The sequence below is a fragment of the Rhodococcus sp. NPDC059234 genome (assembly GCF_042754225.1).
Classification (GTDB): domain Bacteria; phylum Actinomycetota; class Actinomycetes; order Mycobacteriales; family Mycobacteriaceae; genus Rhodococcus_G.
On the sequence record NZ_JBHZAH010000030.1, the window covers coordinates 34,424 to 46,349 of the forward strand.

The following is an 11,926-nucleotide window of genomic DNA, read 5'->3' on the forward strand; positions in this document are numbered from 1 at the left end:
GTGACTTTCGCTTTCGTCGGAGGGCTCGCAGGAGTCTCGCTGTGGTCGGCCCCGCCTCCGATCGTCGCACCCTGGGACACCCTGATCCTGCTCGACGGCGGATATCGGATCACCGAAGGCCAGGCGCCCAGCACCGACTTCTCGAACCCGATCGGGCCTCTGCTGTATGGACTTGTCGCGATCGGCATGCGCTTTCAGCGGGTCCCGTCGCTGGCGGCGGTGACGTACGGGAGTTTGATTTTTCTCGCGTTGGCCGCGCCGCTCGCCTGGTTTGTCGCCCGGAGCAGGGTGCCCGCGATGTATGCAGCGGCCTTCACGGGATTCGTCGCCCTCGTCGTCGTGTCTGTGCGACCGTTGGGGTACTCGCCGTCGACCACCGCCTACGCGATGCTCTACAACCGGTTCGGGTGGGTGCTGTACGCCACCGTGCTGTTGGCCGTCTTGTGCAGGCCTCGGCGGCAGCCGACCGCACGAGGCCTGGTCGTGCAGGGGGCAGTCCTGGGCGTGCTGCTTGGGCTGCTGTTCTACTGCAAGTTCAACTTCTTCGTGGCCGCAGTGGGCGCTGCGGTGATCGGGTTCGCACTCTCCACGACTTCTCGGCGGGTGCGATTCTGGATCGCGGCTGCCGGCGGCTTCGTTGCGATCGCGATCGCGATGCGACTCGCGTTCAATGTCAGGACCGGCGCCTACGTCGCGGACCTCGGGGACGCGACGCGCGCTCAGGGCGCCCAGCATCGGCTGCACATGCTGACCTCGAGCGTCGCGGACAACCTGCCGGTGGCGTTGCTCGTCGTCGTCTCCCTCGCAGCACTGTTCGTCGTTGCTCGTCGACGCGGCTCGGCGATGTCTCCGGTGTGGCGAGTGTCGGTGGCCGCGGTGTACGTCGCGTGCTCGAGCGTCGTGGTCTCGTCGACCAACTCGCAAGAGAGGTCCGAACTCCCGGCTCTCGTGATCGTGCCGATGCTGCTCGTCGCCTTCCTCGCCCTCGGCTTGCCTAGGTGGGCGGGTGGGGGGATCCGGGCGCACGATTCGGCCCGCATACCGCTGGCGTTGTCGGCGGCCCTTGCGGTGCTGTTCGTCGCCACGGCCGGACCCATCGCGGGACACGATGCGTCGGGGATCGCGCACAGTGCGGCGCTCCGGGAGTACGTTGCCGAGCCGCCGCAGACGCAGCAGTTCCACAGCGAGCGACTGCACGACTTCGTGATCCCGGCAGATTCGCAGTGGCCGACCGCCTACCGGACCGCGCATGTGGTCCCCGAAATGATCAACGACGGGTTCGCCCTGCTCGTTCGGCACGTCGGCCCCGGCGACACGGTGGTCACCATGGCACTGACGGATCCGTTCTCCTTCGCGCTCTCGCTTCCGTCGAGCCGCGGCGGACTCTTGTGGTGGGACCTGGGATTCAATTTCGACGAATCCGCCCATCCCGGCGCGGACCAAGTCCTCGGTGACACCCAGTGGGTCATGGTGCCGCGCATCGTGGCAGGACAGGGGTGCTGTGAGGAATCCGTGCAAGTGATGCTCGACCTGTACGGCCCTTACCTTGCACAACATTTCACCGAAGCGGAGCGCACCTCGGATTGGATCCTCCTGGGTCGGGCAAAATAATGTGAGCCGTCTAGTTTTCGGGGCCAAAACCGGGATAGAGTTTGAATTATCGGTATTTAACGGACCCTCTATCGCGAACCGGGAGTGGGCGGTGGCCATGGGCGTGAGCGGAACGGACGTACAACCACCCGCGCAGAAGGCGGCACTGAGCATCTTCGGCCTCGGCTACGTGGGATGTGTGTCAGCGGCCTGCCTGGCCTCGCGTGGCCACTCCGTCGTGGGGGTCGACGTCAATCCGGCGAAAACGGGGTTCCTCCGTGAGGGCCGGGCGCCGGTCGTGGAGGAGCGGATCGGCGACCTCATCGCGGAGGTGGTCGAAGCGGGTCGCCTGACGGTCAGCGACGATCCGACCCTGGCCGTGCTGAACACCGACGTCACGATCGTGTGCGTCGGCACCCCGTCCGCGCCGGGCGGCGGGCTGTCCACCCACTACCTCGAGCGCGCGACGGACGACATCGGCGCTGCGCTCGCGGTCAAGAGCGGCTTTCATGTCGTGGTGTACCGCAGCACCATGGTGCCCGGCACCTGTGCCGATGTCCTCATCCCACGGCTCGAAGCCGCATCGGGCAAGCGGGTCGGAGTCGACTTCGGCGTCTGCGTCAATCCGGAGTTCCTCCGCGAGGGCACCAGTGTGAAGGACTTCCTGGATCCGCCCAAGACGGTGGTGGGCGAGAGTGACGCACGCAGTGGAGGGACGGTCATGGCCCTGTACGACGGACTGGCCGGACCGCGGTTCCAGGTGCCGATCGCCGTGGCCGAGATGGTCAAGTACGTCGACAACAGCTTCCACGCGCTGAAGGTGGGGTTCGGCAACGAGATCGGCGCCATTTGTGCGTCGCTCGGCCTCGACTCGCACGCGGTCATGGACGTCTTCCTCGCCGACACCAAGCTGAACCTCAGCGGCGCATACCTACGACCCGGGTTCGCCTTCGGTGGCTCGTGTCTGCCCAAGGACGTCCGCGCGCTCATGCACACCGCCCGCATCCACGATGTCGAGGTGCCGATGCTGGCAAACGTGTTGGTGTCCAACGAGACACACCTCCGGCGTGCGGTCGACCAAGTCATCGCGCTCGGGCGACGGCGGATCGGAATCTTCGGGCTCTCGTTCAAGCCCGGCACGGACGATCTGCGTGAGAGCCCCATGGTCGAATTGGCCGAGCGACTCATCGGCAAGGGCTACGACGTGAGGATCTGCGACGCGAACGTCGCCCTGTCTGTTCTCGTCGGCGCAAACCGCGCGTACATCGACGAGTTGCTCCCGCACATCGGCGAGATACTCACCGACGACGTCGACCAAGTGCTCGAACACGCGGAGGTGCTCATCGCCGGGTCAAGGGATGCCGCGGTGGTGGCGGCCGTCGACCGGGCGACGACGCGGCACATCGTCGTCGACCTGGTTCGGCTCCCGGGGGCCGAGGAGCGGCGCACGCAGGACCGCTACGTCGGCTTGGGGTGGTAGTAGCCGGCTCGACTGGGCTCCCGCCGCGGCGGGGACCAGTTCCGTCAACCGCGTGGCCGACATGCCGCCGCAAGGAGATGTCGAGTTCTCGGCATGTCGCCACCCGCCCAGTTGACCACCCATCTGCCGCACAGTTCGGGGAACTGACGCTGCACCTCGGGGAGCAGGTCCGGGAGGGTGAGCAGGATCCAGTCCGGGTCGGCGGTGACCAACCGGCTGGGGGAGATGATGGGAATGTCGGTCCCCGGCATGCGCCGGCCCTGTTTCGCAGCCGAGGCGTCGGCGACACCCGCGAGGTGCCGGCGGTCGATCCCGGCGCGACTGAACAACGCGACTGCGCGTGAGGCCGCCCCGTAGCCGTACACGCGTCGATCGAGCTCGGCCATCGATTCGAGGAGGATGCGCAACGAGTCGGCGTGTCGGTCTGCTGTCTGCTGCAGTCGGCTGACTGCGTGAGGCCGGTCGATCCCGAGGAGGCTCTCCGCAGCCAAGATTCTCTGGTCCGTTGGATCCGCGGTGCAGGTGTCGGACAGGTGGCGGTGACGAGCCGCGACCAGCACGGTCCCTCCGTACAGGTCGAACTCCCACGTAGCTGTGACAGTCATTCCGACCTCCGCGAGCAGCCGACGCAGCGCGGTCAACGAGTAGTACGCGAAGTGCCCGTGGCGCAACGCGTTCCACTGCCCGTGTTCGATGATTGTGCGGAGTGAGTGGAACTGGATCAGCAGGATGCCGTCGTCGGCCGTGGCCTCGGCCCGACGACGGAACGCGGCACGTTGATCCGGTTCGTGCATCAGTCCGAAGGAGTCGAGAACCACGGACGCGCGCGCCCCCCGGTCCGGTGCCCGGAATCCCCGGTCCGCGAGCATGGGCAGCCAGCTGCCGCCGTGTGGACTTCCGAACTCGATCGCCGTATCGCCGATCAGTGCGCCGGCCTCGGCGACCGTCCGAACTGCTTCGGCTGCTTGGTCTTTCAGTGCCTGCGGCTCTACTCCGCGAGGCTCGTCTGCAGTCGTGTCGTCGTCCGCCAGTTGCGCGAGCCCGCAGCTCCTGCACAGATCCATGGCGAGCGGGTGCACGGATTCTTCCGGCGACACCGGGGTCGATGCGAGCGGAAAGAAATCTGCGGCAGGGACGCGGCCCAAGTCGAGGACGCGGTCGGATTCGTTACCGGAGCAGGCTCTGCACGTCATAGCGGCACACTTCTCGATCGTCGGGTTGGTCGGACTTGCTGGTTTCGTCGGCCCCGATCCGGCAGAATGGCGGCATGCGCGTCGAAACCGCGGATCTGGCAGATGTTTTGATGTTCTTCCCCGAGCCGTTCCGGGACGACCGAGGCCTGTTCACCCGGACGTTCGACGCCGGGGTCTTCGACGACGCGGTCGGTCGACCGGGCCTCGCCGCGGGATTCGTTCAGGACTCGCAGTCGCGGTCGGCGCTCGGTGTGGTCCGCGGCATGCACGGTAGGTCGGGGCGAGGTGAGGCGAAGCTGGTCCGTTGTGCGCACGGTTCTGTCCACGACGTGCTGGTGGACATCCGGAGGGAGTCGCGGACCTTCGGGCTGCAGCAGACGTTCAGGCTCGACGATGTCGACTTCGGTCATCTGTTCGTGCCGCCCGGATTCCTGCACGGATTCCAGGCGCTGACCGCCACGGCGGATGTCTGTTACCGGATCGACCGCGAACACGACCCCTCCGAGGACGTCGCGGTGGCCTACGACGATCCTGACTTGGCAATCGCGTGGCCGTTGCCGGTGACGCGTGTCAGCGCGCGCGACGCAGCGGCCGGCAGCTGGGCGGACCTGCGGGGGCGTCTGTAGCCGACCGGACCTGCGGGCGTCACCCATGATCGGCGGGTATGCGCTGAAGTCGCAGGGACGAGTCGAGTCGTCCTGCGGTTCTGAGTGATTCCAGACGTGCCAGCCGGGTGTACCGGGTGGCGAAGTCGGCATCGGTCAGACCCCACTCGGTGTAGCGGCGGCACAACTCGACTGCCCCGTCCGGCACGCTCCAGAGCGCCTCGTACCCGTCGAAGGCGTCACGGATGGCCGAGAAGTCCACTCGGTACGAGCGGGCGTCCGGCCCGGACTCACCGGTGATCACCACAGTGGAGTCGGGCACTGCCCCCGCGACGGCGTCGGCGATCTGGGCGACGGTCAGGTTGTTGGTTTCGGTCCCGACGTTGTATGCGGCGCAATGAATCTTCTCGATCGGAGCGGTGAGGGCTCGGGCGAACGCGGCGGCGATGTCCTGCGCGTGGACGAGCGGACGCCAGGGTGTCCCGTCGGACAGCACGCGCACCTCGCCGGTCAGCAGTGCGAGTCCGACGAGGTTGTTCACCACGATGTCCGCGCGCAGACGTGGCGAGAAGCCGAAGGCGGTGGCATTGCGGAGGAACACCGGCGAGAAGCCGGAGTCCGCGATGGCCGCGACATCGTCCTCCACCCGGACCTTGCTCTCCGCGTACGGCGTGAGCGGGCGCAGAGGCGCGTTCTCGGTGACCAGGTCGGCGCCCCCGGCGCCGTACACCGAGCAGGTCGATGCGTAGAGGAAACGCCGGACGCCTGCGTCCTTCGCGAGCCGGGCCAGACGCAGCGACGCATGATGATTGATGTCGTAGGTGATCTGGGGCGCAAGCGATCCCAGCGGATCGTTCGACAGTGCCGCCAGGTGAACCACCGCGTCGATTCCCACCAGGTCCGCTTCCGTGACGTCGCGGAGGTCGACGTCGATTCCCGGCGGATCGTCGGGGGCGGGGCCGAGGATGCAGTCGGCGAACAGGCCTGAGTCCAGGCCGACGACGTCGTGACCGGCGCCGCGCAACACCGGAGCCATGACCGTGCCGAGGTAGCCCTGATGTCCGGTGAGTAGTACCCGCATGTCATTTCCCTCCGAATCGAACGGTTGCTTTCTCGACCACGAACGCCTCGGCGTGCGGTCGGTGGCACTGCACCCCCCGCAGCCGTGACAGGCCGAGGAAGGCGCTCTCGTCGAACCAGTCGTGTTCGGCTTGCGAGGGGTAGTGCTCGAGTAGCACGTGGGCCTTCTGCTCGGCGACCTCGCGGGTGAGCGGGTGGTACAGGGTCGGCCGGGGCGTGTCGGACTCCCACTTGAGGATCTCGTAGCCCAGCACCAGGTGGTCCCGGAACACGGTCGGCACCAGCTCGGCCAGCAGTCGGTGATCCTGGTGGGCGTCACCGCGCTGGGGTGCGAACACCACGTCGGGATCGGTGTCTCGGGCGAACGCCTCCAACGCGTTCTTGATCGGGTCCCAGTACCCCGGCGCGTGGCCGTCGGGGATGTCGAGAACCGTGAGTTCGAGATCCACGCCGGGGCACAGGGCGGCGAGCGCATGCCGCTCCTCGATCTCCCGGCGCGAATCGGTACCGGACATCACGAGGGCGCGAACGCGAAGGTCGGGCTTGGCGGTCCTCAGGGTGAGCAGGGTGCCGCCGACTCCGATTGCGATGTCGTCGCAATGCGCGCCGAGGACGGCCACCTCACCGATCCCGAGCGCGCCCAGGTCGATCATGGCTGCGGGACGGGTTCGGGGTGTTCCCAGACGGTCCACGGGTGGATGCCGTGTGCGTAGCCGTCGTCGAGTTCGGCGCGTTCCTTGAACGTGTCTGCAGGCTTCCAGAACCCCTCGTGTCGGTAGCCGAAGAGCCTGCCCTCGCCGGCGAGGGGTTGGCACACGTCTGCGACGAGGTCGCCGCCAGGGGGGAGCAGGTCGAAGATCTCTTGGGAGAGAACGAAGTAGCCGCCGTTCTCCCAGATCGGAAATCGACTGATCGGTGTTATCTCCTTGATTTCGCCGTTCTCCGCCACATCGACGCAGTGGAACGACGATTGAGGCGGGACGACGAGGATGGAGGCGACCGCACCCGATGCGTGGAACCGCTCGATCACGCGATCGAGCGGGGCGTCGGTGAGGACGTCGGCGTAATTCGCGAGAAAGTACGGATCCCCGTTCAGATGCCGGCGGACGCGGCGCAGTCGCTCGCCGATGGCGGATTCGAGGCCGGTGTCGACGAAGGTGACCGACCAGTCGCTGATGTCCGTGTGCAGCATCTCGACCCGGTTGTTCCGGAGCACGAAGTCGTTGGACTGCTCCTCGTGGTAATCGAGGAAGTAGTCCTTGATCTTGGCGGCGCCGTAGCCGAGGCAGAGGATGAAATCGGTGTGGCCGAAGTGGGCGTAGTACCGCATGATGTGCCACAGCAGCGGGCGGGGACCGACCATCTGCATCGGCTTGGGGATCTCGTCGCTGCGGTCGTTGCGCATGCGCATTCCGTAGCCGCCGCAGAACAGGACAACCTTCATGCTGTTTCCTCCTCGTGGATCGCGCGGGTCAACCGCGCTGCCCGTCAGCGGCGTGGTGTAGTCGGGGGAGGGGGAACATCAGTTCGCCGCCCCAGTCCGCGATGTACCCGAGTTGGTCGGTGAGTTCCGGCTCGAGATTCCACGGCAGTCCGAGAACCACGTCCGGGCGGTCCTTTGCGAGCTGATCGGGTTCGAGAATCGGTATCCGGGTTCCGGGGGTGAATCGTCCGTGTTTGTACGGGTTCCGATCCACGGTGTAATCGAGCAGGTCGGTTCGGATCCCGCAGTAGTTGAGCAGGGTGTTGCCCTTGCCGGGCGCCCCATAGCCGACGACGGTCTTGCCCTGGTCGTGGCAGTCGAGGAGGAAACGAAGCAGATCGTGCCGAACACTTCTCGCGAGTCCCGCGAGGTGGAGGTAGCCGTCCACGTGGTGGAGTCCCGCCTCCTCCTCGACCCGCAGTAGTTCCCGCACTCGAGGGCTGGGCAGATCGAACGCCGAGTCGGGCCGCGCCCAGATCCGAATCGAGCCGCCGTGCGTCGGTAGCGTCTCGACATCGACGACGGCGAGTCCCGCCGTGGCCAGAGCCCGAGCTGCGGACAGCAGTGTGTAGTACTGGAAATGCTCGTGATAGACGGTGTCGAACTGGCCTAGGGCGACAAGATTCAGGGCGTGGTGGACCTCGATGCTGAGCCAGCCGTCGTCCGACATGAGGGTGCGCAGGGCCTGGGTGAAACCGATCAGGTTCGGGACGTGTGCGTACACGTTGTTGGCCACGACGAGGTCGGCCGGGCCGTGCTCGGCTCGTATCGACGCGGCGAGCTTCTCGTCGAGAAACTCGGTGACAGTCGGAACCCCGCGGGCGCGCGCGGCGGCGCCGACGTTGACAGACGGCTCGATTCCCAGGCAGGGAATGCCGGCGGCCACCACATGCTGGAGGAGGTAGCCGTCATTGCTCGCGACCTCGAGAACGAGCGAACGGTGGTTCAGCCGGAGCCGGTTGACCGCGTGACGCACGAACGCACGGGCATGCTCGACCCAGCTGTCCGAGTACGAGGAAAAGTAGGCGTACTCGGTGAAGGTGTCCTCGGGCGTGACCAGCGCCGGAATCTGCAGCAGCAGGCAGTCCTCGCACAGTCGCAGGTGCAGAGGGTATGTCGGTTCGGGGCAGTCGAGTTCGTCCGCCGTAAGGAACTTCTCGCAGGGTGGTGTCGCGCCCAGATCGAGGACGCTGAGGAGGCGGTTCGAAGTGCAGAGTCGGCAGCGCACATCATGTCCTTCCGATCACCCCAGCCGACGGACCACGGTTCGCAGGGCGTAGGTCCTGGAATTGGCTCATTCTGCCGCCAGCGGGTTCACTCACTCCAACTAACCACACTAAAAGTCTTCAATCAAGAGAAAAACAGACTCTAGGTAGGTTTATCTGAATGGTGAGTTCCGCTGCCGCGGCGGCGTCGCCGGAACGGCATCATCGGCGCCCAGTTCGATCTCTCGGATGGCGGGGTAGTGGGCACCCTGGGCGGTTATGGTTGATCTGTATGGGCGGAGTCGGGCGGTCATCGATGGTGATATCGGTGCGAGCCCGTTTCCAGGGGAGGTTCCGACGTCATGAGCTGGCGGTCCACCGAGGTCGAGTTCGTCGAACTCGGGGAAACCTTCATCGCGGGCCTTGCTGTGCGCAGTCCCAAGCGGCCGCTCGGGGCACTACGGGATCACAACCTCGAGGAGGCGTGGTCGAGCGTTCTCCAGGAGGACCTGCCTGGGCCGTTGGCCTCGATCTACATCGACCACGCGCGCGAAATCGACTCGTACTACACCCAAGTCGTCGGATATCGATGCTCGTCGATCGACGAAGTCCTTCGTGGGCACGTGCTCGCGCGGGTGCCCGCGGGCCGATATGCGAAGTTCGTTTCGCTGGGTGAGTTTCCGGACGTGGTCGCCGGATTGTGGGAGCAGCTGCGCCGCGCAGAGGAATCAGGTCGGATAGTTCGCGCCCTCACAGGTGATTTCGAGCTGTACCCGAATGCATTTCGAATTGACCTGTACGTCGCGGTGGTGCCGCCGCGGACGGGGGAGACATCGATATGACCTTTGTCATCGTCAAACGCGGAGTGCAGGACTTCGGTGGGCTGGTGCTGCCGAATATGGAGACGGGGCCGGGCGAAAGGTCCGGTGGACTCATGGAATTCACCCGCGAGCGCATCCGCGCGCGCGGGATCACGGAGATCGTCACCGTGTACGTCCCGAATCGGAGCGGCGGATGTTCGGCGGTGGTCGGGTACCCGTGTGCCAACCCTGCGGATCTCGTGGTGGGCGACGTGGCGGTCCGCGTCCCGGCCGGGTACTTCGCGTTCTTCACGCCTGACGGACCGGTCAAGGATCCGATCGAGGATGTTTGGATGCAAGCCGAGATGGCAATGAAAGAGGGAAGGATCGATCGCGCATTCGCGGAGGAGATCGAGTGGTCCCGCAATCGAGCCGTCGAACTCTTCATTTCGCTCGCATAGCGAGTTCGGTCGACATCGGCGAACGCCGCATTGTGCCGATCGTCCAGTGCGTCCGAGTGGCAGGTGACAAAGTGTCGTCGAGCGAGAAGAGTTACTACTCGGAATAGAGATTCGGGACTTCGTGCGCCATCGGCGCAATATCCGGAAGCGGCTGTCCCGTGTCCGTCGCGCCAGGCATCCGACTCCGGAACGGAGACCAAGAAATGGCAACTCACGCCATCCGAACGGCAACTTCGGACGATCGCCAGTATTTCGGGACCGCGAGCACGTGGGATCCGCGCTCACAGTGCCGATTCATCGCCGCGCATCCGGATGCGGAACCGGAACTCTGGTCAGCGTACCTCGACGGAGCGCGCACGGGTTACCGCAAGTACGGCGCCGAGAGTGCCCTCGAGTACGAACGAATGTACGACGGCCGTTCCACAGCCTTGTTCTTCGTAGCCATAGCACCGGACGGGACGGTGGCGGGCGGGTTGCGGGCGCAGGGGCCCTACCACAACGCCGACGAGGCGCACGCGACCGTGGAATGGTCCGGCCGGCCGGGCGCCGCCGCCGTCCAGGCGATGATCCGGGATCGAATTCCGTTCGGCGTCGTCGAGATGAAGGCGGCCTGGGTGGCGGACGGCGTCCCACGCCGCGGTGAGCTCACTCGATCGCTGGCCGGAATAGGTTGCCGGACCACGGAAATACTGGACGTCCAGTTTCTGATGGCTACCGCGGCCGAGCACGTTCTCGAGCTGTGGGAGTCGTCGGGCGGCGTCGTGGCCACCCACATTCCCCCCACGCCGTATCCGGACGGCCGATACCTGACTCGGATGATGTGGTGGGACCGGACGACCCTGAACGGACGCACGGCGGTCTCCGGGCCGGGACGGAATCGGCGTGCTCGATTGCGGGCACCACGGTCCGCGGTCGAGCATTATGAATTAATCAGGCTGCGCCGTTCGATATGAAGTACGGAGCGTGTGATGACCGTGCCCCGCCAGCAGTACTCGGCGACACTGCTCGACGACACCCGTGCCGACGACATGGAGCTGCTCGAACTGCTCCGCGCGGATCCCGCCGTGGCATTCCACGACGAACTCGACGTGCAGCGGTCCGGACTCCGGGCACTCCTCCCGGCATCGGACTCGGCCTACGCGGACGAGGCGCCGGTGTGGGCCTACTACCCGTGGCGTCGCGCGGTCGTGCGGCTGCTGGGTCCGGGCGGGTTCCGCCGGCTCCGTCTCGACCGCAACCGGAACAAGATCACCCGCGACGAGCAGCAGCGGTTGCGCGCGCTGGAGATCGGGATCGTCGGCCTCAGCGTCGGCCACGCGATCGCGTTGGCGTTGACCCTGGAGGGGAGCTGCGGTGCACTGCGGCTCGCGGATTTCGACGACGTCGAGTTGAGCAATCTGAACCGGGTGCCCGGGACCGTGTTCGATCTGGGCGTGAACAAGGCGGTCGTCGCCGCCCGGCGGATCGCCGAACTAGATCCCTATCTCGAGGTATCCGTGCACGCGGGTGGGATCGACTCCGACGTCATGGGCGGGTTCCTCCGGGGCCTGGATCTCGTCGTCGACGAATGCGACTCGCTGGACATGAAGTCGGCGATCCGTGCGCAGGCACGCGCGCGGCGGATACCGGTGCTGATGGAGACAAGCGACCGGGGGCTGCTCGACGTCGAGCGCTTCGATCTCGAGCCCGACCGGCCGTTGCTTCACGGATTCCTAGGATCCGTCGACAGCGGCGCCCTCGGTGGACTGTCCCAGCGCGACCTGGTGGCGCAGGCGCTGCGCATCCTCGGTCCGGAGGACGTCTCGTCCAGGATGGCCGCGTCCCTCGTCGAGCTGGGTGGCACGCTTTCGACCTGGCCACAGCTCGGCGGCGACGTGCTGCTCGGCGCCGGCTGTGTGGCCGCGGCCGTGCGGCGGCTGGGTCTGGGGTTGCCGCTGCCGTCGGGCCGCATCCGCATCGACGTCGACGGCCGGCTCGGCGCGTTGGGTTCGTCGGCAGTCGGGCCGGCCGTCGACGTCGACCACCCTGC

The 11,926-nt window shown here is 66.3% G+C and carries 12 protein-coding genes; 7 read left to right on the forward strand and 5 right to left on the reverse strand.

Annotation, left to right across the window (positions count from 1 at the left end):
* Both ACFXGJ_RS09440 and ACFXGJ_RS09445 read left to right on the forward strand, forming a co-directional pair.
* Complete coding sequence (locus ACFXGJ_RS09440; protein ID WP_378618086.1) at positions 1–1,611, forward strand: hypothetical protein; 1,611 nt, start codon at positions 1–3, stop codon at positions 1,609–1,611.
* 103 nt (positions 1,612–1,714) lie between these two features.
* Positions 1,715–3,070: a nucleotide sugar dehydrogenase gene (locus ACFXGJ_RS09445; protein WP_378618087.1), complete on the forward strand. Its 1,356-nt coding sequence runs from the start codon at positions 1,715–1,717 to the stop codon at positions 3,068–3,070.
* A 44-nt stretch (positions 3,071–3,114) separates the two neighbouring features.
* Here ACFXGJ_RS09445 and ACFXGJ_RS09450 read toward each other — a convergent pair whose 3' ends face one another.
* On the reverse strand, positions 3,115–4,263 hold the full coding sequence (locus ACFXGJ_RS09450; protein ID WP_378618088.1) for a methyltransferase domain-containing protein: 1,149 nt from the start codon (positions 4,261–4,263) through the stop codon (positions 3,115–3,117).
* A gap of 74 nt (positions 4,264–4,337) precedes the next feature.
* Between ACFXGJ_RS09450 and ACFXGJ_RS09455 the strand changes: the two genes are divergently transcribed.
* Positions 4,338–4,889, forward strand: a complete 552-nt coding sequence (locus tag ACFXGJ_RS09455; protein WP_378618089.1) for a dTDP-4-dehydrorhamnose 3,5-epimerase family protein — start codon at positions 4,338–4,340, stop codon at positions 4,887–4,889.
* Between the two features lie 19 nt (positions 4,890–4,908).
* Here ACFXGJ_RS09455 and ACFXGJ_RS09460 read toward each other — a convergent pair whose 3' ends face one another.
* The 4 genes from ACFXGJ_RS09460 to ACFXGJ_RS09475 are packed head-to-tail and all read right to left on the reverse strand — an operon-like array spanning position 4,909 to position 8,659.
* Positions 4,909–5,949: an NAD-dependent epimerase/dehydratase family protein gene (locus ACFXGJ_RS09460; protein WP_378618090.1), complete on the reverse strand. Its 1,041-nt coding sequence runs from the start codon at positions 5,947–5,949 to the stop codon at positions 4,909–4,911.
* Between the two features lies 1 nt (position 5,950).
* Positions 5,951–6,601: a PIG-L deacetylase family protein gene (locus tag ACFXGJ_RS09465; RefSeq protein ID WP_378618091.1), complete on the reverse strand. Its 651-nt coding sequence runs from the start codon at positions 6,599–6,601 to the stop codon at positions 5,951–5,953.
* Entirely contained in the window at positions 6,598–7,392 is a 795-nt protein-coding gene (locus tag ACFXGJ_RS09470; protein WP_378618094.1) for a glucose-1-phosphate cytidylyltransferase, read from the reverse strand. The genes ACFXGJ_RS09465 and ACFXGJ_RS09470 overlap by 4 nt, the downstream gene beginning before the upstream one ends.
* Before the next feature lie 28 nt (positions 7,393–7,420).
* A complete protein-coding gene (locus tag ACFXGJ_RS09475; protein WP_378618098.1) occupies positions 7,421–8,659 on the reverse strand; it encodes a class I SAM-dependent methyltransferase in 1,239 nt (412 codons plus the stop codon).
* Between the two features lie 339 nt (positions 8,660–8,998).
* Here ACFXGJ_RS09475 and ACFXGJ_RS09480 point away from each other — a divergent pair, with 339 nt between their 5' ends.
* From ACFXGJ_RS09480 to ACFXGJ_RS09495, 4 genes are all read left to right on the forward strand, one after another.
* The gene (locus tag ACFXGJ_RS09480) at positions 8,999–9,478 is read left to right on the forward strand and encodes a GyrI-like domain-containing protein (protein WP_378618101.1); all 480 of its coding nucleotides are present in this window, start codon (positions 8,999–9,001) and stop codon (positions 9,476–9,478) included.
* Positions 9,475–9,897: a hypothetical protein gene (locus tag ACFXGJ_RS09485; RefSeq protein ID WP_378618103.1), complete on the forward strand. Its 423-nt coding sequence runs from the start codon at positions 9,475–9,477 to the stop codon at positions 9,895–9,897. Before ACFXGJ_RS09480 ends, ACFXGJ_RS09485 begins: the two co-directional genes overlap by 4 nt.
* Before the next feature lie 203 nt (positions 9,898–10,100).
* Positions 10,101–10,850, forward strand: a complete 750-nt coding sequence (locus ACFXGJ_RS09490; RefSeq protein WP_378618106.1) for a hypothetical protein — start codon at positions 10,101–10,103, stop codon at positions 10,848–10,850.
* 15 nt (positions 10,851–10,865) lie between these two features.
* A partial coding sequence (locus tag ACFXGJ_RS09495) for an Rv1355c family protein (protein ID WP_378618109.1) occupies positions 10,866–11,926 on the forward strand: 1,061 nt, incomplete at its 3' end.